Annotated in this window: 22 protein-coding genes and 1 tRNA gene; 15 read left to right on the top strand and 8 right to left on the bottom strand. The window is 63.3% G+C overall.

Translation table 11 applies throughout. The features are described from left to right. Positions 1 to 102 precede the first annotated feature (102 nt). The 3 genes from C483_RS01755 (at position 103) to hmgB (ending at position 3,173) form a co-directional block, all read left to right on the top strand. The gene (locus tag C483_RS01755; RefSeq protein WP_006651628.1) at positions 103 to 975 is read left to right on the top strand and encodes a TatD family hydrolase; all 873 of its coding nucleotides are present in this window, start codon (positions 103 to 105) and stop codon (positions 973 to 975) included. 73 nt (positions 976 to 1,048) lie between these two features. Continuing rightward, entirely contained in the window at positions 1,049 to 1,627 is a 579-nt protein-coding gene (locus C483_RS01750) for a DUF2150 family protein (protein WP_006651627.1), read from the top strand. A 208-nt stretch (positions 1,628 to 1,835) separates the two neighbouring features. Further along, entirely contained in the window at positions 1,836 to 3,173 is a 1,338-nt protein-coding gene (gene hmgB, locus C483_RS01745) for a hydroxymethylglutaryl-CoA synthase (RefSeq protein WP_006651626.1), read from the top strand. Between the two features lie 158 nt (positions 3,174 to 3,331). On the opposite strand, the gene C483_RS01740 is transcribed toward hmgB, so the two are convergent. After that, positions 3,332 to 4,567, bottom strand: coding sequence for an MFS transporter (locus C483_RS01740; protein ID WP_006651625.1), 1,236 nt, complete (start codon positions 4,565 to 4,567; stop codon positions 3,332 to 3,334). Between the two features lie 219 nt (positions 4,568 to 4,786). Between C483_RS01740 and C483_RS01735 the strand changes: the two genes are divergently transcribed. The 5 genes from C483_RS01735 to gcvPB all read left to right on the top strand — a co-directional run bounded on the left by C483_RS01735 (position 4,787) and on the right by gcvPB (position 12,854). Beyond that, positions 4,787 to 5,620 (top strand): sulfite exporter TauE/SafE family protein, encoded by an 834-nt coding sequence (locus C483_RS01735; protein WP_006651624.1) that lies wholly within the window; start codon positions 4,787 to 4,789, stop codon positions 5,618 to 5,620. Between the two features lie 42 nt (positions 5,621 to 5,662). After that, complete coding sequence (locus tag C483_RS01730; RefSeq protein ID WP_006651623.1) at positions 5,663 to 8,323, top strand: heavy metal translocating P-type ATPase; 2,661 nt, start codon at positions 5,663 to 5,665, stop codon at positions 8,321 to 8,323. A 111-nt stretch (positions 8,324 to 8,434) separates the two neighbouring features. After that, positions 8,435 to 9,727 carry an AI-2E family transporter gene (locus C483_RS01725; protein ID WP_006651622.1) on the top strand — a complete coding sequence of 431 codons (1,293 nt, stop codon included), beginning with the start codon at positions 8,435 to 8,437 and terminating at the stop codon, positions 9,725 to 9,727. Positions 9,728 to 9,969: 242 nt separating this feature from the next. Then, positions 9,970 to 11,319 (top strand): aminomethyl-transferring glycine dehydrogenase subunit GcvPA, encoded by a 1,350-nt coding sequence (gcvPA, locus tag C483_RS01720; RefSeq protein WP_006651621.1) that lies wholly within the window; start codon positions 9,970 to 9,972, stop codon positions 11,317 to 11,319. Continuing rightward, positions 11,316 to 12,854: an aminomethyl-transferring glycine dehydrogenase subunit GcvPB gene (gene gcvPB, locus C483_RS01715; protein ID WP_006651620.1), complete on the top strand. Its 1,539-nt coding sequence runs from the start codon at positions 11,316 to 11,318 to the stop codon at positions 12,852 to 12,854. Before gcvPA ends, gcvPB begins: the two co-directional genes overlap by 4 nt. Positions 12,855 to 12,906: 52 nt before the next feature. Here gcvPB and C483_RS01710 read toward each other — a convergent pair whose 3' ends face one another. The 3 genes from C483_RS01710 to C483_RS01700 all read right to left on the bottom strand — a co-directional run bounded on the left by C483_RS01710 (position 12,907) and on the right by C483_RS01700 (position 15,723). After that, positions 12,907 to 13,503, bottom strand: coding sequence for a GNAT family N-acetyltransferase (locus C483_RS01710; protein ID WP_006651619.1), 597 nt, complete (start codon positions 13,501 to 13,503; stop codon positions 12,907 to 12,909). A 155-nt stretch (positions 13,504 to 13,658) separates the two neighbouring features. Further along, positions 13,659 to 15,452: an NAD(+)/NADH kinase gene (locus C483_RS01705; protein ID WP_006651618.1), complete on the bottom strand. Its 1,794-nt coding sequence runs from the start codon at positions 15,450 to 15,452 to the stop codon at positions 13,659 to 13,661. A gap of 91 nt (positions 15,453 to 15,543) precedes the next feature. Continuing rightward, positions 15,544 to 15,723 (bottom strand): DUF7838 family putative zinc beta-ribbon protein, encoded by a 180-nt coding sequence (locus C483_RS01700; RefSeq protein WP_006651617.1) that lies wholly within the window; start codon positions 15,721 to 15,723, stop codon positions 15,544 to 15,546. Positions 15,724 to 15,846: 123 nt separating this feature from the next. Here C483_RS01700 and C483_RS01695 point away from each other — a divergent pair, with 123 nt between their 5' ends. The 3 genes from C483_RS01695 to C483_RS01685 all read left to right on the top strand — a co-directional run bounded on the left by C483_RS01695 (position 15,847) and on the right by C483_RS01685 (position 17,326). Further along, on the top strand, positions 15,847 to 16,380 hold the full coding sequence (locus C483_RS01695; protein ID WP_006651616.1) for a cob(I)yrinic acid a,c-diamide adenosyltransferase: 534 nt from the start codon (positions 15,847 to 15,849) through the stop codon (positions 16,378 to 16,380). A gap of 247 nt (positions 16,381 to 16,627) precedes the next feature. Then, a tRNA-Val gene (locus C483_RS01690) sits at positions 16,628 to 16,702 on the top strand. A 330-nt stretch (positions 16,703 to 17,032) separates the two neighbouring features. Then, positions 17,033 to 17,326: a GYD domain-containing protein gene (locus C483_RS01685; RefSeq protein WP_006651615.1), complete on the top strand. Its 294-nt coding sequence runs from the start codon at positions 17,033 to 17,035 to the stop codon at positions 17,324 to 17,326. A 220-nt stretch (positions 17,327 to 17,546) separates the two neighbouring features. Here the strand turns inward: C483_RS01685 and C483_RS01680 are convergent, their stop codons facing one another. After that, the gene (locus tag C483_RS01680; protein ID WP_006651614.1) at positions 17,547 to 17,984 is read right to left on the bottom strand and encodes an ester cyclase; all 438 of its coding nucleotides are present in this window, start codon (positions 17,982 to 17,984) and stop codon (positions 17,547 to 17,549) included. A gap of 245 nt (positions 17,985 to 18,229) precedes the next feature. Here C483_RS01680 and C483_RS20315 point away from each other — a divergent pair, with 245 nt between their 5' ends. The 3 genes from C483_RS20315 to C483_RS01670 all read left to right on the top strand — a co-directional run bounded on the left by C483_RS20315 (position 18,230) and on the right by C483_RS01670 (position 20,013). Continuing rightward, entirely contained in the window at positions 18,230 to 18,370 is a 141-nt protein-coding gene (locus C483_RS20315) for a hypothetical protein (RefSeq protein ID WP_006651613.1), read from the top strand. A 95-nt stretch (positions 18,371 to 18,465) separates the two neighbouring features. Continuing rightward, the gene (locus C483_RS01675; protein ID WP_006651612.1) at positions 18,466 to 19,365 is read left to right on the top strand and encodes a polysaccharide deacetylase family protein; all 900 of its coding nucleotides are present in this window, start codon (positions 18,466 to 18,468) and stop codon (positions 19,363 to 19,365) included. Positions 19,366 to 19,554: 189 nt separating this feature from the next. Then, on the top strand, positions 19,555 to 20,013 hold the full coding sequence (locus tag C483_RS01670; RefSeq protein ID WP_006651611.1) for a MaoC family dehydratase: 459 nt from the start codon (positions 19,555 to 19,557) through the stop codon (positions 20,011 to 20,013). Between the two features lie 48 nt (positions 20,014 to 20,061). Here C483_RS01670 and C483_RS01665 read toward each other — a convergent pair whose 3' ends face one another. From C483_RS01665 to msrA, 3 genes are all read right to left on the bottom strand, one after another. Then, the gene (locus tag C483_RS01665; protein ID WP_006651610.1) at positions 20,062 to 20,463 is read right to left on the bottom strand and encodes a hypothetical protein; all 402 of its coding nucleotides are present in this window, start codon (positions 20,461 to 20,463) and stop codon (positions 20,062 to 20,064) included. Between the two features lie 4 nt (positions 20,464 to 20,467). Beyond that, positions 20,468 to 20,635, bottom strand: a complete 168-nt coding sequence (locus C483_RS20185) for a hypothetical protein (protein ID WP_006651609.1) — start codon at positions 20,633 to 20,635, stop codon at positions 20,468 to 20,470. Positions 20,636 to 20,704: 69 nt separating this feature from the next. Then, on the bottom strand, positions 20,705 to 21,370 hold the full coding sequence (msrA, locus tag C483_RS01660) for a peptide-methionine (S)-S-oxide reductase MsrA (RefSeq protein WP_006651608.1): 666 nt from the start codon (positions 21,368 to 21,370) through the stop codon (positions 20,705 to 20,707). Between the two features lie 98 nt (positions 21,371 to 21,468). Between msrA and C483_RS01655 the strand changes: the two genes are divergently transcribed. Then, the gene (locus C483_RS01655) at positions 21,469 to 22,530 is read left to right on the top strand and encodes a zinc-dependent alcohol dehydrogenase family protein (protein WP_006651607.1); all 1,062 of its coding nucleotides are present in this window, start codon (positions 21,469 to 21,471) and stop codon (positions 22,528 to 22,530) included. Positions 22,531 to 23,034 lie beyond the last annotated feature (504 nt).

Genomic DNA, 23,034 nt, shown 5'->3' with positions numbered 1-23,034 from the left:
TTCACATTGATTCCAGCGCGAACATGTGATGTAGATTATTCGGCCGGCGGAGGTCGACCGGGAGTCGGTGACTTTTCCCGAATCGCGCACCCACCAGCGACTATGATCGACGACGAGACGCCGGTTCTCGACAACCACCTGCACCTCGACCCGGACGCCCACCGCGGAATCGACGCAGTCCGTGACTTTGCCCGCGTCGGTGGCACGCACCTGCTCGTGGTGAACAAGCCTTCCTGGCATCTGGGCGTCGAGGCCGATACTGGCGAGGACTTTCGCCCCGTCTTCGAGCGCACCATCGACATCGTCGACGACGCGTCAGCCGAACTGCCGGGTCGCGCCTGGCCCGTCCTCGGCGTGCATCCAGGGCTCATCTCACGGCTCGTCGACGACCGCGGCTACAGCCCGGACGAGGCGCGTGAGATCATGCAGGGCGGGATCGACATCGCCGCCGAGTTCGTCGACCGTGGCGAGGCGCTCGCACTCAAATCCGGCCGTCCTCACTACGACGTCTCCGAGGCCGTCTGGGAGGCTTCGAACGCCGTCATGCGCCACGCCTTCGACCACGGCGGCGACCTCGACTGTGCGGTCCAGCTCCACACCGAAGCGAGCGAGGATCTGACCGAGGTCGCCGAGTGGGCCGAAGATCGCGGCCTGCCCGCACACAAGGTCGTCAAACACTACGCCGCGGGCCGACTCGAGGGGCCAACACCCAGCGTCATGAGCGACAAAGACCGCCTCGAGCGCGCGGCCAAGCGCGCCGTCGAGCACGACGCGCCGTTCCTGATGGAAACCGACTACGTCGACCATCCCGACCGGCCGGGAGCCGTGCTGGGACCGAAAACGGTCCCCCGTCGTGTTCGATGGCTACTCGAGAACGGTCACGATGAGGCGGTCCGAACGGCCCACGTTGAAACCCCCGAACTCGTCTACGGAATTGACACCGACGGCACGCTCGAGGGTGCTACCGGCCAGTAAGACGGTTTCCGGTTCTGTCGTGGCGGCGTACAGGTAGAGAAAGGCATTTCAAGCGGCCGGTGTAGGTGTCTGTATGAGCAATCCCCCGACCGAGTACTACTCGGAGGAACGATGGCAGAACTGGATCGATCGCATCAAAGACGAAGAGATCGATCCCGAAGACGAATCGTCGGCCCGTCTCCTGTTGAACCTACAGGACGACACGGCGATTGCCATCGCGAAGATCGTTGCCGCCTACGACGACGGGGACATCGACGACGAGACCGCACTCGAGGAGATCGCAGACGTTCGCGAAATCGTCCTCGGAGAGGTCGACATCGAAGACGAAGAGAAGCTGATTCTGGTCGACGGCGTCCAGACGAGCCTCGTCTGCGTCTTCTTCGCCGCGGAGGAGTACATCGCGAACGGGCCCGCCGCAGACGGGACCGTCGGCGACTACCTGAGCGCCGCTGCAGACGCGGAAGCCGAGGAGGATCTCGACGCCGCGCTCGGCTACGCTGCACAGGCTGGGACGCTCATCATCGACGAGGACGAACTCGATATGACTGTCGCGGAGGATCTCGAGTACGGACTGGTCACGGAGTGGATCAACGGCCTCGACAGCCTCCAGAGTGCGATGAGCGATCCGGAAGTCGTCGAAGAAGACGAGTAACGACGACACCGACGAGCGGACTGTTTTGGCGGCCCAAACCTCGAACGGAGACTGGCGAGTACAGGTCGTCTGGGTGCTGAGTGCGGCTGTCGTGAGTTGACGAACAGCGACGAACACACGGATCGACGTCAGAAGATTCGCCGAAAATACGTCAGTTGTCGAAACATCGAACGACAATATCAAATAGGTCGCTGTATAGTATCCCAGTATGACAGCAGTCGGTATCGACGCCATCGAGATCTGGACCGGGAACCTCAAACTCGACCTTCCCGGAACGTTCGCGCCGCAGAAGGGCGAAGACCCCGAAAAGTACACGAAAGGACTCGGCCTCAACGCGAGTTCGTTCCCCGACAGCTACGAGGACATCGTCACGATGGGCGCGAACGCGGCCCACCGCCTGATGGATCGCAAGGGCCTCGAACCCGACGATATCGGCCGGATCGACGTCGCAACCGAGAGCTCCTTCGACAACTCGAAACCGGTTTCGACGTACGTCGCTGGGTGCCTCGAATCGGTGTACGAGGGCGACTTCCACCACGCGAACAAGGGCGAGCGCAAGTTCGCCTGTATTGCAGGCACTCAGAGCCTTGACGATGCGTACAACTGGATCCGCGCGGGTCGCAACCGCGGCCGCGGCGCACTCGTCATCGCGACCGACACCGCACTCTACGCCCGCGGCGACGCCGGTGAGGCGACCCAGGGTGCCGGTGCCGTCGCGATGTACATCGACGAGGACCCCAACCTGATCGAACTCTCCGCCAAGCAGGGCTACGGCTCGGCCGACGAAACCGACTTCCTCAAGCCCAACCAGCAGTTCCCGTCCGTCGACGGCAAGCGCTCCGTACAGGTCTACCTCGCACGCATGCGCGAAGCCCTGGAGGACTACGAGAGCGTCGCGGGCGACGTTCACCCCGACGATTTCGTGTTCGCACCGTTCCACACCCCGTTCCCGGGCATGGTCCGCAAGGCAGCGATGCTCGCGTATCGCCACGTCACACGTGATACGGCGGTCGAAGAGGAACTCGCCGAGGAGATCGGACGCCAGCCCCGCAGAGAGGCGTTCGACGACGAGGACGCGTTCCGCGATGCCGTTCGCGAGTACATGGACGCACTCAAAAAGACCGACCGATACCAGGAGTGGTACGCCGAGACAGTCGACCCCACGCTGGCGCTCTCGCGCGAGGTCGGCAACTGGTACACCGGCTCGGTTCACATCGCCCGGGCGAGCGCGCTCAAGTCCGCACTCGAGTCCGGTCGCGATCTGACCGGTGAGACGCTGCTGGTCGGCTCCTACGGCAGCGGTGCGCAGGCAGAAATTCACGCCGAGACGATCCAGGATGGGTGGGAAGCAGAGATCGAGGCGATGAACGTCGACGAGCAACTCGAGGCGCGCTACGATCTCTCCTGGGAGGACTACGAGGAGGTCCACGACGCACACAACCACGAGATGGACGTCGATGTTGAGGAGTTTACGACGCCCGACGAGGAGTTCGTCTTCGACGGCTGGGGCCGGATGGGCGAGCGGAAGTATCGGTACGTCGAGTAGCAGTCGAGTCGGCACGCCGAATTTGTCTCAAGCGGGTTGAACGTCGATCTGTTCTTGGTTGCACGCGGACAGTTTACGGGCGTTCCTATCGTTCGATAGTGTTGGAGTTGAAGCTGAAGTTGGAGATAGAGTGAGCGCGAACAGTACCCCATCCACGTTTAGTACTTGTTCCCAGTAGTACCCCACAGCAGCGACGAACAGAGACTACCGACGAGAAGAACAACCGCGAGGAGTCCGAATCCTTCGGTACGGCCGAACTGCGCGAACGTGAGGCCGATGCCGACGGCAATGATACCACCACCGAGATAACAGAGTGAGCGCAAGCCGCCGATCATCGCACCCCTCTCGGAGTCCGTACATGCTCTCGAGTGGCCGTTGATAACGCGATCACGTGCAGGAAGGATGCTATTGAGTGCGAGGCTGAACACGCCAAGAACGAAAAGCACCCAGAAGAGACTCGAGACGACCGCGAGAAATGGCACGGCGAGTGCCGCGCCAGTGAAACCGCCGACGAGGATCGGGACAGAACCGATCCGGTCGCGGAGCACGCCGCCGATCAGGGCGGCAACGGCACCCGCACCGAATATAACACCCGCGTAGAAGTTTCCGACCGTGAGCGAGAGCCCCGTCGTGTCGACGACGTACCACGGAAGGATGGCTATCAGCGCGTTCGTCGTCGCCGAAAACGTCATTCCAAAACCGACGATCAGGAGCGTCGTACGGTCAAACAGGTGGGCGGTGACCGTCGACATTCCGGCTCGAAGTGACGGGGTTTCGATCGTGGTTTCGGTTGCACCTCGTCGGTGGCGCATACCGATAGCGAGCGCCCCAATAAGGGGGAGCGGTACGAGCGCGAGAAGCAGCGGCATCGTAAAGAGTCCGCTTTGTTCGATCAGTACCGCGACGGTTGCTGGCCCGACGATATAACTAAACGGTTCGGCAGCCGTGAGTAATCCGAGCGCCTTCCCCTCGTCTTCTGCCGGCGCGTGCGCCGAAATCGCAACCTGACTCACCGAGCGAAAACTCCCGAGTCCAACACCGATAAGAAACAACGCACCGAGAACGTGAACGTAGCTGTTCGCAACCGAAAGGGACGCCATCGCGACACAGGCGACGGCTGCGCCACAGAGCAATACCGTCCGGATTCCGAGTTCGTCAGCAAGCGATCCTGCTGGAAACTGGCTGACCGCATAGCCGACGAAGAGCGCGCCGAACAGAACGGTTGCTTGCGTGTACGTTACGCTCGTCAGCGCTGTAACGTCCGGAATCGCGACCGAGAACATCACTCGATAAATACTGAGGACAAACCACGTCACGGCGAGCAATCCGATCAGGGCGAACACGCGTCCCCGCCGACTCGAGTACCAGTCTGGAACTGGCGAGGCGACACTCATACGGATTGACAGCACTTCGACGTGATATCAACCTTTTGTCTACTCACACTACGGAACGAACAGAGTACTCGAGACGCGTGACCGCTCAGATCCCAAGCGGTGGTCGGGTAACTACCCCCAAGACGAAACCGATTACCTTGTCCAGCGGCTAGCCGCGAACACGCGCGTTCGAAAAGTGAACCCGAACGCCGAATTACCGCACAGAACTACTCGATACATATGGACCCGCTTACGCTTCTTGGCATCGACGTGCTGTTGTTCTTTGTTATTGGCTTACTCGCCGGTGCACACTGTATCGGAATGTGCGGTCCACTCGTGACAGTCTACGCGAGCCGGATGGACGACGGACGGGCAACCGACGGCGGGACACAGACCGCATCCGGGCAGAGTCGTACGAGCCATCTCACCACCTACGAGGTTCGCCAGCACGCACTCTTCAATCTCGGACGGACAGCAAGCTATACCCTGTTGGGTGCTACTTTCGGTGCACTTGGTGGTGTGCTATTCGTGACAACGACAGAGCTCACGTCGATCGCTGATCCCGTCCGCGGCGGCATCGGGCTCGTCGTTGGCGGCTTCGTCATCGTCACCGGAATTTACTACCTGCTCGGACGGACGACCGGCGGACTGCACATCCCTGGACTCGATCGGGTTGTCGCCATGTTGACCGCCCACGTCGACCGCTTCGCAAACGGGCCCGGAATCGTTGGACTGGGGGCGCTTCACGGCCTCTTGCCCTGCCCGATTCTCTATCCGGCGTTTCTGTACGCGTTCGCAACCGGCTCCCCGACTGGTGGGGCGCTCGCGCTTGCAGCACTCGGACTCGGGACGGTGCCGGCGGTCTTTGCGTACGGGACGATCATCGACTCCGTCGACGTGGCACACCGCCGACGGGTACACCAACTCCTCGGAGTCGCGTTCGTGGTCCTCGGCTACGTTCTGCTCGCCCACGGGCTGATGAGCCTGGGGATTCACGTTCCACACCCTGAGTTGCCGTTTTACGACGGGATCGACGCGCCGGGTGTCGAGACGGGCGGTCACGGCCACCATTGAGCACTGACTGGGATCACCACGATCACTACTGAGAACTGACCAATGACGGACCCAAACGACACAACCACAGACCCAGACCCGGACTCAAGCCCAAGCCCAGATGGTACGGCAAACGGCGACGCCGGCTGTACGCTCTGTGAGCTGCCGGTCGAGGGCAGCGGCGTCGTCGACGACGGAAACGCGTTCTGCTGTGTCGGCTGTCGGGATGTCTACGACGCGCTCGGCGACGTCGAGGACGTAGATGCGACGGACATCCGCGACGCACGTGCCGCACCCGATGCGACACAACCGGGCGAGGACACCCGAGAAGTCCCGTCAGGCCACGAGACCACCTTCCTCGAGGTCGACGGCATGTACTGTGCGACCTGCGAGGCGTTCATCGAGTCCGTCGCCTCGAACACCGAGGGTGTCAGCCACGCCAGCTCGAGTTACGTGACGGATACGGCCCGCATCGACCACGATCCGGAGACGGTGTCGGTCGAGACGCTCAAAGAAGAGATCAGTAAACTCGGCTACAGCGCCTACGACCGCGAGGACGCCATCAGTCGCCGTCGTGCCGACAACTGGGAGATGGGCCGCGTCGCTGTCGGCGTCATGATGGGGATGATGGTGATGTTGCAGTACATCGTCATCATCTATCCGACCTACTTCGGCGGGTTGTTCTACGACGAGCGGACGACTGAGTTTCTCACCGAGGCACTCGCAAGCGAACTCGCGACACCGTTTTACATCGGCATCGCTGCGCTGACGACAATCATCCTGATGATCACCGGGAAACCGATCCTGCAGGGTGCCTACGTGGCGATCAAGACCCGGTCGCCGAACATGGACCTCCTCGTCTCGATCGCAGCCATCAGTGCCTACCTCTACAGTACGCTCTCGATCATTGTCGGTGATCCAGAGCTGTATTACGACGTGACCGTCGCCATCATCGTCATCGTCACCGTCGGCGGCTACTACGAGTCGACGCTCAAACGCAAGGCGATGGACCGCCTCTCCGATCTGACTGCGGTGCAGGTCGACGAGGCCCGCCGGGTCTATACCAGTAAAGACAGCGATACGAGCACTGACAGCGACAGTGGCACCGCCATCGACAGCAGCACCGTCACCGACGACGAAAACACTGACACCACCAGCAACGGCGAGACGACCGTCGCCGTCGACGACCTCGATCCCGGTGATCGCGTCCTCGTCCGCACTGGCGAACGAATCCCCATCGATGGCACCGTCGTCGACGGTCAGGCCGCAGTCGACGAAGCCGTCGTCACCGGCGAATCGCTGCCCGTGACGAAGGCATCGGGCGACGAGGTCGTCGGCGGCTCGATCGTCTCCGACGGCTCGCTCACCGTCGCGGTTGGCGAGGACGCCACGAGCACCCTCGACCGGATCAGCGAACTCGTCTGGGACCTCCAGAGTGGCACCCACGGCATCCAGAAGCTCGCGGACAAACTGGCGACGATCTTCGTCCCGCTCGTGCTCGTGCTTGCACTCGTTGTGACCAGCATCTACCTCCTCCTCGGTGCCAGCATCGCCGACGCCCTGCTTGTCGGCCTCACCGTCCTGATCGTCTCCTGCCCGTGCGCGCTCGGCCTCGCAACCCCCCTCGCCGTCGCCGCCGGCATTCGGGACGCACTCGAGCACTCCATCGTCGTCTTCGACGACAGCGTCTTCGAGCGCATCCGGAACGCCGACACCGTCGTCTTCGACAAGACCGGGACGCTGACGACCGGCGACATGACCGTCGTTGACGCCGACCTCGATGATGAGTTGCTGGAACAGGCCGCGGTACTCGAGAGCCGCTCTTCCCACCCGGTCGGTGAGGCGATTGCGGCGACACCGGTGTCGCCGGTGGCGGACGGCGGAACGGTCGCGCCGTCGTCGGATGAGGAGGAGGACGAACTGGCTGCAGCCGAGGCCGATGAGCCAGGCAAGGATCACCAGAGGGGCGGAGACCACGCAGACGAGCGAATCGACTCGTTCGAATCCCACCGCAACGGTGTTTCAGGCGTCGTCGACGGCGACGAGGTCATCGTCGGGCATCCGGACCTGTTCCGTGACCGGGGCTGGACTGTGCCCGACGAACTCGATGAGCAGATTACGGACGCACGCGAAACCGGACGCGTTCCGGTCGCCGTCGGCCGTAACGGCGCTGCGGACGGCCTGATCGTCGTTGGTGACGACCTTCGTGAGGGCTGGGACGAGACGCTCACCGCGATCTCGGCGTCGGGGACTGACATCGTCGTCCTGACCGGTGACGACCGGCGTGCGGCCGCGCAGTTCCGCGAGCACGACGCCGTCGAGCAGGTGTTCGCCGGCGTCCCGCCTGAGGGGAAAGCCGAAACCGTCGACCGACTGAAACGGACCGGCCGAACGGTGATGATCGGCGACGGGACGAACGACGCGCCGGCGCTTGCCAGCGCGGATCTCGGCGTCGCGCTCGGGGGCGGAACGGCGATGGCCGCCGACGCGGCCGATGTGGCGCTCGTCGACGACGACCTCTCGTCGGTCGACACCGTCTTCGAACTCGCGCGGGCGACGGACCGCCGGGTCAAGGGGAACATCGGCTGGGCGTTCTGTTACAACGCGATCGCGATCCCGCTCGCGGTGACGGGACTCCTGAATCCGCTGTTCGCCGCCGTCGCGATGGGAGCAAGCAGCCTGCTCGTCGTTACGAACTCCTCGCGACCGTTGCTTTCCGAGTGAGTCACAGCGATCGGTAGCCGTCGATCGAAGTTGCCTCCCCGTTCGTCACGTCACGGGTCGCACGTCATATCACCAAAATAATGAATCATGAGCGCAAAGGGAGTCGATACCATGGCCGATCGTCTTCCGACCGGTGGCTGGTACGCAAAACGGCCCGGACTAACCGTTCTCGCTGCCGTCGCATCTATACTCGGGCTCCTCATCGTTCTGCCGTATCTCCAGTACGTGCTGCTCGGCGTCGTTCTCGCGTACATTCTGCGTCCTGTACAGCGGTGGCTCGAGCGCTACACTGGCTCGCTCGTCGCCGCGCTCACGCTCGTCGCCGTCGCGATTCTCGCGATCTTGCTCCCGCTCACCTACGTCCTCATTGTCGCGTTCCGCGAGGCGCTCCAAGTCATCACCGCCATCCAGAACGGCCAGCTCAATATCGAGGCGATCGAATCCCAGATCGAGGCGACAGGCTACTCGATCGACGTCGTCGAGTTCTACCAGACCTACCAGGAACCGATCGCGACGGGACTGCAGGGGCTCGCAATGAGCGCCCTCGAGATCGCCGGCGGTATTCCCGGCATCTTGATCGGCCTGACGGTGACGCTGTTCGTCCTGTTCGCACTGTTGCGAGATGGGGGCGAGTTCGTCGAATGGCTCATGCGCGTGTTGCCGGTCGAGGACGAACTGGTGTCGGAACTCGCTACTGAGCTCGACCAGCTCATGTGGGCGTCGGTCGTCGGAAACGTCGCCGTCGCCGCGATTCAGGCGGTTCTGCTCGGTGCCGGCCTCGCGCTGCTCGGGGTTCCCACCGTCGTGTTGCTCTCGGTCGTAACGTTCATCTTCGCGCTGTTGCCGCTGATCGGCGCGTTCGGCGTCTGGGTACCGGTCTCGCTGTACCTGCTCGCCACGGGCCAGTTCGTAACGGCAGGCATACTCGTTGTCTACGGCTCGATCGTCAGCGCCTCGGACACCTACATCCGGCCCGCGCTCATCGGCCGGACGAGCGCCTTCAACTCCGCGATCATCGTCGTCGGTATCTTCGGCGGACTGGTCGTCTTCGGTGCGGTTGGGCTGTTCATCGGCCCGGTCGTCCTCGGCGGCGCGAAGATCACGCTCGATCTGTTCGCCCGCGAGCGCGCGGCAGGAGTGGAGCCGGTCACCGGTGCCGGGCAACCAGGTGAGGACGAAGCAGTGCAGACGGTCGGTGCTGGCGTCGGCACCGACAGGGACGATGAGGAGAGGAAGAACGGCAGTGAGCACGAGACCAGTGGCACAGACGAGAGTGACACCGACACAGGTGAAACGCCCGACGCGAGCGACCCGAACGAAACGACTGACGGAACAGACGACACCGCCGACACCGACGCCGATGCCGACACCGACGCCGACGACTCGGACTCGAGTACCCGGTAACTCCACCGACCAGTTCGATACCAGATGACGGTCGCGCTCACCGGAACGGGTGCGTTCATTATCCCCTAGCTGCAACAGACAGCTATCGTGTCTCGAACGGCAGTTCGCGGTTCCGAGAGCGGGACGAGGCGGGCGCTGGGTCACACCGGCCACACGGGCGAATCCGGATACCAGGACAGTACCAGTACCAGCTACCAGTACCAACAGTACAACCACCCAGTACAATCACGCAGTGAGGCGGTATGAACGAGTCTGATACACACACGACGGGGAGTCCCTACGCTCCCCACACGGACGATGGACGCACAGCAATGCTCGAAGCGATCGGGGTCGACGCCGTCGACGAGCTCTTTGATATTCCCGACGACGTTCGGTTCACCGACGAGTTCGGAATCGACGCGCGGTCCGAGCGCGAGACGCGCCGGCTCGTGCGCTCGGTGCTCGACCGGAACGCGGACCTGACGGAACTGCTCGGGCGAGGCCACTACGGCTACTACATTCCCTCGCTCGTCGATCACCTCGCGGACCGATCCGAATTTCTCACGTCCTATACGCAGTACCAGCCCGAGGTCTCCCAGGGCTTCCTCCAGGCGCTGTTCGAGTACCAGTCGCTGCTGGTCGAACTCACAGGACTGGAAATCGCCAACTGTTCGATGTACGACGCCGCGACGGCACTCGGCGAAGCCGCGACGCTCGCAGAACGCGTCCGCTCGACGAGCGGCCACCGCGTGCTCGTCCCCGACCTCCTGCGCGAGGGGCGACGAAGCACGCTCGAAAACTACGTCGCCGGCACCGACCTCACCGTCGAGTCGTACCCGACCGACGACGGCACCGTCGACGTGGACGCACTCGAGTCCACTGTCGACGAGGGCGACGACGTGGTCATGGTCTACGCAGAGAATCCGACCGTACGCGGAACGATCGAAGAGCAACTCGAGACGATCGGCGAGGTCGCAGACGACGCTGACGCGTTGTTCGTGCTCGGTTCGGACCCGGTTGCACTCTCGCTTCTACAGCGACCCGCAGACGTGGGTGCGGACGTCGTCATCGGCGACGCGAGCGTGCTCGGCCTGCCGACGAGCTACGGGATGGGGCTCGGCCTCTTCGCCTGCCGAGAGGAGTTCCTGCGCCAGGTGCCCGGCCGGCTGGTCGGCGTGAGCGAGGACGCGACCGACCGACGGGTGTTCACCCTCACGCTGCAGACCCGCGAACAGCACATCCGCCGCGAGCGTGCAACGAGTAATATCTGTACGAATCAGGCCTGGGTTGCGCTGCGAACTGCGATGCACGCGGCCTCGCTCGGCCCGAACGGGATGGTCGACCTCGCAAAGCGCGGCGTGACACGCGCCGAGGACCTCGCAGCGCGACTCGACGACCTCGACGGCGTCCAGGCACCGGTCCACGACCGCCACCACATCCGCGAGTTCGTCGCACGCGTCGACCAGCCCGCGCCGGCGGTCGCCGAGGATCTCGAGAAACGCGGCTTTGCAGTCCACGTCGTCGGCGAGCACGAGATTCAAGTCTGTGTTGCCGGCGTCCCCGACGACGACCTCGACGACTTCGTCGCGGCGATGACGGAGGTGGTTCGATGAGCGACGACCACACAACTAGCGACCCAACGACCGACGCCAGCCAGGTCCGCTACGACCAGGCTCGCTACGTCAACGACGGCCAGTACGAACCGCTGCTCTCCGAGAAGGACCAGACCAGCGTCGACATCAGTAGCGACAACAACGATGACGGCGACGGTGACAGCAACTCGCCACTCCCCGACGACCTCACGCGAGACGAACTCGAGTTGCCCGGACTCTCGGAGCCCGAACTCGCCCGCCACTACACGCGCCTCTCGCAGATGATCTACGGGATCGACAGCGGTCCCTACCCGCTTGGCTCGTGTACGATGAAGTACAACCCCAAGTTCACCGAGGACGTGGCGGCGCTGCCTTCGGCTGCGGTCCACCCCGACCGCTCCGCGGAGTCGATCCAGGGGACACTCGAGTTGCTGTATCGACTCCAGGACTACCTCGGCCGAATCGGTGGCATGGACGCCGTCACGCTCCAACCCCCTGCGGGCGCAGCCGGCGAGTTCGTCGGCATCCGCGTCGCCGCGGCCTACCACGAGCACAACGGCGAGGGCCACCGCGACGAGGTCATCATCCCCGAGAGCGCCCACGGGACGAACTTTGCGACCGCTGCACTCGGCGGCTACGACGTCGTCTCGCTGCCGAGTGACGAAGACGGGCGCGTCGACCTCGAGGCACTCGAGGCCGCCCTCTCCGAAAATACGGCAGCGCTGATGCTCACGAACCCCAACACGCTCGGCCTGTTCGAGCGCGACATCGAGGAAATCGCCGACATGGTCCACGATGTCGGCGGTCTCCTCTACTACGACGGCGCGAACCTGAACGCGCTGCTCGGCCGCGCGCGACCGGGTGATATGGGCTTCGACGTGATGCACTACAACGTTCACAAGACGTTCGCGACGCCACACGGCGGCGGCGGTCCCGGCGCGGGACCCGTCGGTGTCGTGGGTGAACTCGAGTCGTTCCTGCCGGCGCCGCGGGTTCGCGAGGCTGATACGGAGACGAATGCCGGTGCTGATAGCGAGAAGCCAACCTACGAACTGTTCGATCCCGACCACACCATCGGCAAGGTCCATGGCTTCCAGGGCAACTGGCTCGTCCTCGTCAAGGCGTTCGCCTACATCGCCCGCCTCGGCGACGAGGGACTGACAGACGCCAGCGCCAAGGCCGTGCTCAACGCGAACTACCTCGCAAGCCAGATCGAGTACGACGTTCCGTACGGTCCGTTCCACCACGAGTTCGTCGCCAGCGCGGGCGACCAGGACGCAGCCGACGTCGCAAAGCGGATGCTCGATTACGGCGTCCACCCGCCGACGACGAAGTGGCCCGAAATCGTCCCCGAGGCGCTGATGACCGAGCCGACGGAAATCGAGAGCAAGGATACGCTCGATCGTCTCGCGGCGGCGTTCAACGCCGTCGCCGAGGAAAGCGACGGGGTACTCGAGGACGCCCCCGAGCGGACGACGGCGCGGCGGATCGACCAGACCAGCGCGGCGCGGAATCCGCGCCTGTCCTGGCACGAGTTGGCTGAGGAAGACACGTAGGACCAAAGGACCAAGCGCACACAGGCGGTCTCGCTCGAAAATCCAGCGAGCGTCAGTCGCGGTTTCGCTCCCACTCCTCGCGCGAGATGCTGTACTGGATGACATCTCGCGGCTCGTCGTCGATGACGACCGTGTTGCGGAGTCGACCCTCTTTTCGGCCGCCGAAGCGGTCGACGTACTTCTCGATCGCGCGCTGGGAGTTCTCGTTTTCCGGGACGTGCGAAACAGCAACGAGTTCGAGATCCAGCCGATCGAAGGCGAGTTCGAGCATCCGAGCGGCGCGCTCACCGGAGTAGCCCCGGCCCCAGAACGGTTTCCGGAACCACGTGCCGAAGATCGCTCGCCGACGGTCCCAGTCCGCGAAGAGGCCCGCGGTACCGGCAAGTTCGCCGGCCCGCTCGCCCTCGGTCGGACGAACGAGGTAGTTCGCGGCCTCGCCGTCGTCGAACTTCTCACCGGCCTGTTCGACCCAGTCGAACGACTCCTTCGGGTGGGCGTGTGGATCCCACGTCATGTACTCCGTTAACTCGTCGGTGTGGGGTGCGCCAGCCTGGACGTACTCGTAGAGTTCGTACGCGTCGAACTCCTCCGGGTGCACTCGCTCGTACCGGAGCCGTTCGCTCTCCATCTCGGTCGGGAAGAGTGACATGTTCCTACACCTACGACGAACAGCAGTGACGATAAGCGTATTCGAGGGGTGAAACCGACGCTCACACCACCGAAACAGCTTTGTGCCGTTTCGCTGCGTGCGATGCAAACCGGCAAACGGCCACACTGTGCGGGGTCAGAGTCAGCAGTCTCAGGCTACCGGTCTCCGCCGCGCTCTGGCAATCCCGTCTCGAGATGCTCGAGTAGCGCTGGATGCAGCGGCCCGTTCGAACCGAGTAGTGCCGTCCGCTCGTCGGTCTCGAGGTCGAAGGCGAACGGCTCGCCGCGCTCGTCGGTGATCGTCGCCCCTGCCGCACGGGCGATAACGAGGCCCCCGGCAATGTCCCACGGATAGGTGTCGTGCTCCCAGGTTGCGTCGGCGCTACCGCTCGCGAGATAACAGAGGTTGAGCGCCGCCGAGCCGAGCCGGCGGACGCCGCGTGACTCCTGGTAGAAGTGCGAGAGGAAGGTGCCGTCCGGGTCGTACCCCGAGATGAGCATACTCTCGTCGAGCCGGTCGCGATCCGTCGTCTCGATCGGGTCACCGTCTCGCCAGGCACCGATGCCGGCAATCGCGCTGAACAGTTCGTCTGTTTCGGGAACGTAGACGACTCCCATCGCTGGCGTGCCGTTCTCGAGGAGGGCGATCGAAATCGAGTAGTTGGGGTTCCCGTGGGCGAAGTTCCCGGTTCCGTCGAGTGGGTCGACGACCCACGTATAGCCGTTCTTGCCGTTCCTGCGGGGTTGTTCCTCGGAGACGATGCCATGGTCGGGGAACTCGTTGTCGATGACGGTCGTAATGATCCGATTGGCCTGGTGGTCCGCCTCGGTGACGATATCCGATTTGTTGCTCTTGACCGCGACGGTCTCGACCTGCCCGTGCAGTTCGCGCAGCGGTTCACCGGCGGCCTCGGCGGCTTCCGTCGCGATTGTGTGGGCGTGCTCGAGTACTGCCGCGGAGTCGTCGTCAGTCATGGCGGCGGAGCCGAGAGCCGGGTCCCGAGCACGGTTGTGGCTGTGATTGAGGCCGGCCGATGCGGCTGAGAGGCTCGTCGTGTGCTCGCGTCCCGCCGTGGCGGACTGTCGCTGGGGTTCGTCCACGTCGCGGATCCCCCAGCCGAGTTTCTTCGAAATCGCGGTAAAAAAGTGGTCGTCGTAACTCGTCCGGACGACGTGTGCCAGTCGCTCGGCTCCCGTAATCAGGACCTCCTCGCCGGTTTCGAGCGTGGCGTTTGCCCGGCCGCCGTCGACTAGCAGCGTTGCCGGCCCCTGGGTCACGAACCGAAGTTCCGTCGAGGGCGAGACCACGATCGGCCGCACGCCGAGCTGGTGGGTGTGCAACGGAACGAGCTGCAGCGTGTGGTTGTCGACCGGGTAGTGAATCGGCCCGTTGGCAGATAGCGAGATGCCGGTCGAGCCCGTCGGCGTCGAAACTGCGAGGCCAGTTCCCTCGAACTCACCGATGTACTCGTCGTCGGCGTAGACGTCAAGCTGGGTGATCTTGCGGTCGATCGGGTTCTCCGGCGGCACGTGCTCGACCATCACGTCGTTGATCCCCGTCGCGTCGATCTCTTCCCCGCGGACGGCGACCTGCTGGCGGCTGTCGACCTTGGCGCGGCCGTGGATAACCTCGTCGAGTGCCGCCTCCAGATCCTCGGGTTCGACGCGCGCGAGGAAGGCGAGCGTCCCGGTGTTGACGCCGATCTGCGGGACGTTCCGGGGCGCGAAGGTCTTGATCCCCTCGAGAAAGGTGCCGTCGCCGCCGATCGTTACGCCGAGTGTCGCCCGATTCTCGTTGTAGACGTGGCCGATGTCCTCACCAACGGCCACCGTTGACAGCGAGATGTCGCGCTCGGCCGTCCAGGACTCGAGTCGGGAAACGACGTCGTCGCTGTCGGGACTGACGATCGCGACAATCTCCTCCGTCGTCGCGAGTCTGCGTCCTTGCATTACGTCATCCGTGGAACTGACTGACTATGGGTGTTGGTGTTCTCGATGTGACCAGCGGCCAGTTCTTGAAGACGGCGGGAAGAATGGGAACTTACGCGTCTGCACTCGAGTCGACGGCGGTTCCGTTGTCGCTGATCCGGACGAAACCGTAGTCACAGTCGGGACAGTGCCACTTGACCTTCTCGCCGAGGTGCATGGTCGTGCTCGCCGCACGGTAGAACGTCCGTTCCTCGCCGCAGTCGGGACAGTCGTGATCGAGTTCCATCGCCATACGAGACGGTTGCGTACGGAGCGAATTGAACGTACTGGTTCCGGATGCTGGTGGTCGGAACTGGAACGCGAGGAGACAGCCGAGCGGCCAGCAATTAAGTAATCGCCCTCCGTCGGTTCGGCCATGTCGATCTACACCGGCCGCGGCGACGACGGCCAGACGGACCTGCGGGATATGACCCGCGTTTCGAAGACGAGCGCTCGCATCGAGGCCTACGGCACCGTCGACGAACTCAACGCGCTGCTCGGGACGATCCGCCCGACCGGCCACGACGACGTGGACGAGCGCCTGCGAAGCGTGCAGAACCACCTCCACGTCGTGCAAGCCGACTTTGCGAACCCAGATCCTGACGAGGACGACCCCGCGATCACCGCGGCGCACGTCGACACCGTCGAAGACTGGATCGACGAGTTCGACGAGGAACTCGAGCCGCTGACCTCGTTCATCCTTCCCTCGGGGAGCGACACCGGCGCACGGCTACACCACGCGCGAACGGTCTGTCGGCGCGCCGAACGCCGCGCCGTCGGCCTCGCACAGGAAGAGGAGATCAACGAACAGGCCGTCCAGTACCTGAACCGGCTGTCGGACGGGCTGTTCACCTTCGGCCGCGTCGTCAACGCGCGGGAGGGTGAGCCGGAGGAAGCACCGGAGTACTGAGGTACTGAGTCGGCAGGTAGTCAGGTAACGGTTGGACGAGTGGGAGCAGAACAGAGTGAGAGCGGTGGACTCGAGTTCAGTACTCCGGCGCTTACCACCTCGCGCTAGACCGAAATTCTCGGCAGCAGTTTGTTGTGAGCGGAGTAGTGGGGTCGGTGATGAGAAGGGCCGGGTGGGCCTGCGTCGACGGGTCACACTGCCGACTGAAAGGAAGTCTTAAGTCGAATGCGCGGATAGCACCGGGTGCGGGTTGGTGATCTAGTCCGGTTATGATACCTCCTTCACACGGAGGAAGTCGGCAGTTCAAATCTGCCCCAACCCACTAATTTTGCTGCGAGCAAATTCGCGAGCAGCAAATTCGTGACGGTGGGGCAGATTTGAATTAGACGAGTCGCAGCGCTCGAGCACCGCGAGAGCGACCGTCTCGGCGTGGTCCAAATCTGCCCGCTTGGTCACTGCCGAGGCCGCGTATGGGAACTGAACTCGAGTACCCATCTCACTACACCCCGCAAATTTCCAACGCTGACTCCGACACCGATCCACAGTCCAACTACCGACCTGGACGTACCCAACACACAGCAGCAACTCGCTCGTGCAGAGAACGCGACCTCTTGTGAGATTTATTGCCCCAGCCGGTGGCGATTGCCCTGCCATGCCACCATACATTACTCTGTGGCAGTTCACAGAGCAAGGCGCGGCATCGATTCGGGACAGCCCTGACCGCATCGACCGTATCGAAGAGCAGTTCGAGGAACTCGGCGGCGAACTCGAGTCCTTCTATATGCTGATGGGCCAGTACGATACTATCACGATCAGCGAGTTCCCGGACGACGAAACGGCTGCACAGGCCGTCCTCTCCGTCACTGAAGCCGGAAACGTGAGTTCGGAGACCCACCGGGCGTTCGACCGGGCGGCGACGCGGGAGCTACTCGAGTCGATGCCGTGAGCGTGCGGGCAATTCTGTGCAGGGCGGCTTCGACTGGTGTTGTGGTGAGCAACTCCGGGTAGTGTTTGAGTTTCAGTCGAGTCCAGCGGCGGGCGAGTAGCCGGGAAGGACTGCAGTGGGGGGTGACGCGAGAACGTGACCGACCGCGACACGGTTCGCGTGGCGGACGTTTTTTCGAAAATAGTGGTTGGGAGTCGTGAACGGTGCGTACAGTAGCCGGTCAGAACGGCTGGCGCTCGACGACACCGAGTTGTCGGAGGAGCCCGAACGCGTCGTCGTTGACCCGGCGCTCGACGAGTTTGCCGTCCTCGATGCGGTCGAACATCATTCCCGTGATGTCGATTTCGGCACCGGTCGGTTCGATGTCGAGCAGCGGCCGTTCCTGCGTTCCCGTCGCGCGGAATCGGGTTGCGACGATCTTACCGTCGCTGATCATCTCCTCGACCGTCATCTCGTAGTCCGGGACGGCACCGCGGAAGTTCTCGACGAGCGTACGGTAGTCCGCGGGGCCGCGGATCGGCTCGTCGATCATCGGGTTGTGGTAGGTGAACTCGTCCGCAACGAGCTCGTCGATCATGTCGAGGTTGTCGTCGTTCCAGACGGTCTCGATTTCTCGACGGACGACTGCGCTCGGCGCTGTGGATGCGTCAACTGCCATGGGAAACACCGGTACGAGAGACGCTCGGTGAGCGAATAACACTTTTTCAGGGGGAACGACCGATCTGTGGGCCGTACAGACGAACTGGCCGGAGTGTCGCGCTGGCTGTCAGCGAGGGATACGAGTAGCCGAGTGAGAAGCCGAACGCTGCCGCCGATCACATTCTGCCCCAACACTGCGGGGACAGAATGGCCCCAGACAATGCTCGACGAAGGCTTAAGGAGAGGAGTGTTGAACGGTAAATCATGTCATACCAGGTCCGCTGTGACAGCTGTGATCTCGACCAGGAGCTCGCCGACTGGGTCGAAGCCAGCAGCGCCGCACGAGAGCACGAAGCGGAGTACGGCAGCCACTGGGTGAGTATCCACGACCTGCAGACGGCCTGAACCGGTGCCAGCGAGACCAACCAGTAGGGACGTGACACAGTCACCCAGTCAGTGAAACACTTCTTTGTCGGTCGATGGTGCCCGTCCCAGTGGCTATGGGAGATATTGACGTTGCCATCGGCGTCGACGCGGACTGCGTCGCCGGCTGGCTCGGTTCCTACGGCGGCGAAGACTCACCAGCAGACCTCTCGCGCGGCCTCTCGGCCGGCAGCGAAGGCATACCGCGAATGCTCACGCTGTTCGAGGAGATGGACATCCGGACCTCGTGGTACGTTCCCGGTCACACGATCGACACGTTCCGGGACGAAATCGAGGCCGTTGCAGCCGCCGGTCACGAACTCGGCGTTCACGGCTATTCACACGAGAACCCGACCGACCTCACGCGGGAGCAAGAAGACGAGATTCTCGAGGTCTCGATCGACCTCATCGAGGACGTCACCGGCTCCGAGCCGACCGGCCACCGGGCGAGTTGGTGGGAGTTCAGCGAGAACACGCCCGACCTCGTCGAGAAGCACGGCTTCGACTACGACAGCAGCCTGATGGAACGACAGTTCGAACCGGGCTGGATGCGCAAAGGTGACAGCTGGGAGAAGATCGACTACGACAAGAGCGCAGACAGCTGGATGGAGCCCTACCAGTACGGCGAGGAGACCGACATCGTCGAAATCCCGATCAGCTGGTACCGGGACGACATCCCGCCGATGCTGTTCATCAAGCAGCCGATCTACCACGCGGGGTACAAGGACCCCGAGATGATGTACGAACAGTACTACAAACGCCAGTTCGACTTCCTCTACAACCGCCGCGGCGCGGGCGTCTACACGTTCACGATTCACCCCGACCTCCACGGCCTGCCACACATGATCCCGCTGTTCGAGGAGTTTATTCGCTATGTGAAGTCTCACGAGCGCGCAGAGTTCGTCGCACTCGAGACGGTCGCCGAAAAGTTCAGGGACGATCCGTCGGTGTACGAGAGCGAAGGCGAGTATATCTGAGGATTGTGTGAGTGGGGCGGTGGTGCGGTGGTGAGGTGGTGCGGGTGGATCGGGTGGAGCAGTGGTGCCGTAGAGAGGTGGGCGGGTGCTGCGGGTACTCCCGGTGCTGCCGATTTAACGCACGCCCATCCAGTTCGGTTTGTTCCGCATCCCATACGCTCTTTGTCGTCTACGAATCAGTAGCAGCAGATGAAGTACTACGAGGACATCGAGATCGGCGACACGATGGAGTTCGGCGAGTACGACGTGACCGAAGCAGAGATCGTCGACTTCGCCGAGTCTTACGACCCGCAGCCGTTTCACATCGACAAGGAAGCGGCGACGGAGTCCGCGTTCGGCGAACTGGTCGCCTCGGGCTGGCACACGGCGTCGATGTGTATGCGGCTGCTCGTCGACGGACCGATCGACGACCGGGCGAGTATGGGCGCCCGCGGCGTCGACGAACTGCGCTGGAAGCGGCCGGTCAAACCGGGCGACACGCTCTCGATTCGGACGGAAGTGATCGACAAGCGAGTCTCCGAGAGCGATCCCAAGCGGGGGTACGTCGACAGCCGACTAGAGGGGATCAACCAGCACGATGAGGTCGTCATCTCCTGGATCGGGCTGGGAATGATCGAGCGACGGAACCCGGGTGAGAGCGCCGAGTAGAGACCAAAGCTGTCGCCACAGATTGCTTACAGCTTGCTCACAGGTCGCTCACGGATCCGTCTCGAAGTACGCGGCCAGAATCGCCGTGTGGACTTCCCGCTGGTCTGTCTCCTGAATCGTCGCAGCGGCCTGAAACCGCTCGCGAGCGTTCGCAACTGTCTGCGGTGGCGCGGCCAGATGCGTGAGAACGAACGAGTTCGGATCGACATCGCCGGCCGCAGCGAACGCCGCGTCGTCGTAAAGCGGTGCAAAATTCTCGACAATGTCCGTCAGCAGAGTGGCGGTCACGTCGCCACCGGGGTCACCCTCCGGAACGGAATCAGCGGTCGAATCGAAATAGGTCTCGAGATCCACGACGCCAGCCTCCTCGTGGAGGTGGGTTTCGAGCGCCTCGAACACCGGCTGTGAGACGTAGACACCGAACAGTTTGTATCGGGGTGGCGCTGGCATTGGCTCAGACGACGGCCTCGACCCACTCGGCAGTAACGAATCTGTACCGACACCCCTCACAGAGTGCCACCTCGACGACCTCGTCCGTCGAAAGGTAGACGTGACACCACTGCACCGGCAGCCTGTCGTCGCCGCAGTTCGCACAGATCGTGGACATGGGCCTGATCGTCATCTCACTACACCAGGGTATCGTATAATTGCTCGCCCGACAGCGTGTCCACGCGACGGGACCACTCTGCGATCAGAACCGCCGCCGAAGTTCGGCGACGACGGTCGCCGGAACGTCCAGTGCTGCGAGCACGCGCCGGCGCTGCTCTTCGGTCCCGTGACCGGCGACGAAGCCGTTGAGTCGGGCGACGACAGTCGAGTCGACGAACTCGTCACCGTACAGCGCCACGAGTTCGTCGCCGGCGACCGGCGTCGACCGAAGCTCGTACTTCTGGTGATAGTCCTCTGCGAGCGTGATGGACTCGAGTACCTCAATCGCCGTCTCGACGGCCGTCTCGGTGCGCTCGGCGAGGTCGTCTTTCGTGCGCTGGGCAGTCTCGTACTGCTCGTCGTCGTGTGCGAGGACGACGCCGCGGTACTGTCGCTTTCGAGACGGGGTTTGCCAGCTGTGGTTCGACCAGAAGACTTCGAGCAGGTCCTCATATGATCGCGTTTCCGGATCGTACTCGAGTTGAACGACTTCGGTGTGATCTCCCAGCGAGTAGTAGCTGGGATTCGGTTCGGTGCCGCCGGCGTAGCCGACTCGCGTTCGGACGACGCCCTCCATCGCGCCGAATGTGGCGTCGGGACCCCAGAAACAGCCCATACCGAACGTTGCCGTCTGCGTCTCCGCTGAGGGCTGCAGCTCACCCGCGGCAGCCGAGCGCTGGCGTATGAAATCTTCGTCCGAGTGCGTCACAGGTCTCGTTCGGATCGAAGTCGGATGTGTGTATCGACGACCGTGACACCTGCGATCAACTATCATATTTTTATATGTTGGTCGGGAACCGGTAGGATATGCGAGCAGCAGTACTCGAGGAACACGGTGAACCGCTCGCGGTCAAAGAGGTCGACTACCCCGAACCGAAACCCGATCAGGTGATCGTCGAGACCGAAGCCTGCGGGATCTGCCGGAGCGACTGGCACGCCTGGCAGGGAGACTGGAGCTGGATCGGTGCCTCGGTGCCGGAGGGCCAGATTCTCGGCCACGAGCCAGCGGGCGTCGTCTCCGCGGTCGGCGAGGACGTCGAGACGTTGCAGGAGGGCGACCGCGTTGCGGTGCCGTTCCACCTCGGCGACGGCACCTGTTCGCACTGTCGCGAGGGTCGCGCGAATAACTGCGAGACGGTGATCCCGCTCGGGCTATCGGGAATCGCACCGGGCGCGTTCGCCGAGGCGTTTCCGGTCCGCGAGGCTGACTATAACTGCGTGAAGCTCCCGGACGACGTCGACTTCACCGAGATGGCCGGCCTCGGCTGCCGGTTCATGACCGCCTACCACGCGCTCGCAGACCGCGCAGACCTTCGACCCGGCGACTGGGTCGCCGTCCACGGCTGTGGCGGCGTCGGCCTCTCGGCGATCCACATCGCCGACGCGCTGGGCGCACACCCGATTGCGGTCGACGTTCGCGAGGACAAACTCGAGCGCGCCCGCGAACTCGGCGCGTCCGCAACGGTCAACGCGGCCGAGGCGGACAACACGGCCCAGGAGGTCAAGGCGCTCGCTGGCGGCGGCGCAGACGTTTCGATCGACGCGCTCGGCATCGCAGAGACCTGCCAGAACTCGATCGGCAGTCTCGGAACCCGTGGTACGCACGTCCAGGTCGGTCTCACGACCGGCGAGGAGGAGGGACAGATCGAGGTCCCCGTCGACGTGATGACGATGCAGGAACTCGACTTCCACGGCTCGTTCGGCATGCCGCTCGTGCGCTACGAGGAACTGTTCAAGCTGATCGGTGAGGGCACGCTCGAGCCGAGCAAGATTATCGGCGAGACGCTATCACTCGAGGAGGCTCCCGAGACGCTGTCCTCGATGGATAGCTACGAGACGGTCGGGATTCCGGTTATTACGGAGTTCTGAGTCGCCAGCCGCTCTTTCGAGGTGGTTCTGACTTGATCTGGTTGTTCGGTTCAGTAGCTCCAGAGCGTGTACAACTGTGCTGAGAACCGAACGGCGTGGCTGGGACGGTATACTGCGACAGAACTGGCGTGACGGAACACTGCGACACTACTTGCGTGAAAGCCGCCGCCAGCGCCGCCGTCGGAACGGCGGGCGGCGACCGACAGACAGCACGTATACCCGAACGGGGGCGGGAGCCCGCCCGGGCGTGAGAGACATGAGCTAACTCGAAGCGGGGGCGAGTCCACTTCCGAGCGATCCGGGCACGAACGCACGCAATCGGCTGTCAGCGCGTCGTGTCTGGGCCAAGCGCGTACCCGGCGGGGCGTGTTATCCCCGCACGTGATCCAGAGGACGGTGTTCCCCTTTGTTATGGACTGAGTTGGCGGATCGTAGTGTGTTCAAACCATCGACAGGATCGGAATACGGCACGCGTATCGCCCCACTACGGTGGAATTCGCCGCC

It is taken from the genome of Natrialba hulunbeirensis JCM 10989, assembly GCF_000337575.1.
Classification (GTDB): Archaea; Halobacteriota; Halobacteria; order Halobacteriales; family Natrialbaceae; genus Natrialba; species Natrialba hulunbeirensis.
The sequence above is the reverse complement of the archived record's forward strand: the minus strand, read 5'-3'. Positions and strand labels throughout refer to the sequence as shown.

What these genes read in the sequence shown, in the direction of transcription:
- C483_RS01665 (WP_006651610.1), bottom strand. Translation starts at nt 20,463, where the DNA reads ATGCCAGCGCCACCCCGATACAAACTGTTCGGTGTCTACGTCTCACAG.
- C483_RS01655 (WP_006651607.1), top strand. Translation starts at nt 21,469, where the DNA reads ATGCGAGCAGCAGTACTCGAGGAACACGGTGAACCGCTCGCGGTCAAA.
- C483_RS01725 (WP_006651622.1), top strand. Translation starts at nt 8,435, where the DNA reads ATGGCCGATCGTCTTCCGACCGGTGGCTGGTACGCAAAACGGCCCGGA.
- C483_RS01730 (WP_006651623.1), top strand. Translation starts at nt 5,663, where the DNA reads ATGACGGACCCAAACGACACAACCACAGACCCAGACCCGGACTCAAGC.
- C483_RS01740 (WP_006651625.1), bottom strand. Translation starts at nt 4,567, where the DNA reads ATGAGTGTCGCCTCGCCAGTTCCAGACTGGTACTCGAGTCGGCGGGGA.
- C483_RS01755 (WP_006651628.1), top strand. Translation starts at nt 103, where the DNA reads ATGATCGACGACGAGACGCCGGTTCTCGACAACCACCTGCACCTCGAC.
- C483_RS01675 (WP_006651612.1), top strand. Translation starts at nt 18,466, where the DNA reads ATGGGAGATATTGACGTTGCCATCGGCGTCGACGCGGACTGCGTCGCC.
- C483_RS20315 (WP_006651613.1), top strand. Translation starts at nt 18,230, where the DNA reads ATGTCATACCAGGTCCGCTGTGACAGCTGTGATCTCGACCAGGAGCTC.
- C483_RS01695 (WP_006651616.1), top strand. Translation starts at nt 15,847, where the DNA reads ATGTCGATCTACACCGGCCGCGGCGACGACGGCCAGACGGACCTGCGG.
- gcvPA (WP_006651621.1), top strand. Translation starts at nt 9,970, where the DNA reads ATGAACGAGTCTGATACACACACGACGGGGAGTCCCTACGCTCCCCAC.
- C483_RS20185 (WP_006651609.1), bottom strand. Translation starts at nt 20,635, where the DNA reads ATGACGATCAGGCCCATGTCCACGATCTGTGCGAACTGCGGCGACGAC.
- C483_RS01750 (WP_006651627.1), top strand. Translation starts at nt 1,049, where the DNA reads ATGAGCAATCCCCCGACCGAGTACTACTCGGAGGAACGATGGCAGAAC.
- C483_RS01670 (WP_006651611.1), top strand. Translation starts at nt 19,555, where the DNA reads ATGAAGTACTACGAGGACATCGAGATCGGCGACACGATGGAGTTCGGC.
- C483_RS01735 (WP_006651624.1), top strand. Translation starts at nt 4,787, where the DNA reads ATGGACCCGCTTACGCTTCTTGGCATCGACGTGCTGTTGTTCTTTGTT.
- C483_RS01705 (WP_006651618.1), bottom strand. Translation starts at nt 15,452, where the DNA reads ATGCAAGGACGCAGACTCGCGACGACGGAGGAGATTGTCGCGATCGTC.
- hmgB (WP_006651626.1), top strand. Translation starts at nt 1,836, where the DNA reads ATGACAGCAGTCGGTATCGACGCCATCGAGATCTGGACCGGGAACCTC.
- C483_RS01680 (WP_006651614.1), bottom strand. Translation starts at nt 17,984, where the DNA reads ATGGCAGTTGACGCATCCACAGCGCCGAGCGCAGTCGTCCGTCGAGAA.
- C483_RS01685 (WP_006651615.1), top strand. Translation starts at nt 17,033, where the DNA reads ATGCCACCATACATTACTCTGTGGCAGTTCACAGAGCAAGGCGCGGCA.
- C483_RS01700 (WP_006651617.1), bottom strand. Translation starts at nt 15,723, where the DNA reads ATGGCGATGGAACTCGATCACGACTGTCCCGACTGCGGCGAGGAACGG.
- C483_RS01710 (WP_006651619.1), bottom strand. Translation starts at nt 13,503, where the DNA reads ATGTCACTCTTCCCGACCGAGATGGAGAGCGAACGGCTCCGGTACGAG.
- gcvPB (WP_006651620.1), top strand. Translation starts at nt 11,316, where the DNA reads ATGAGCGACGACCACACAACTAGCGACCCAACGACCGACGCCAGCCAG.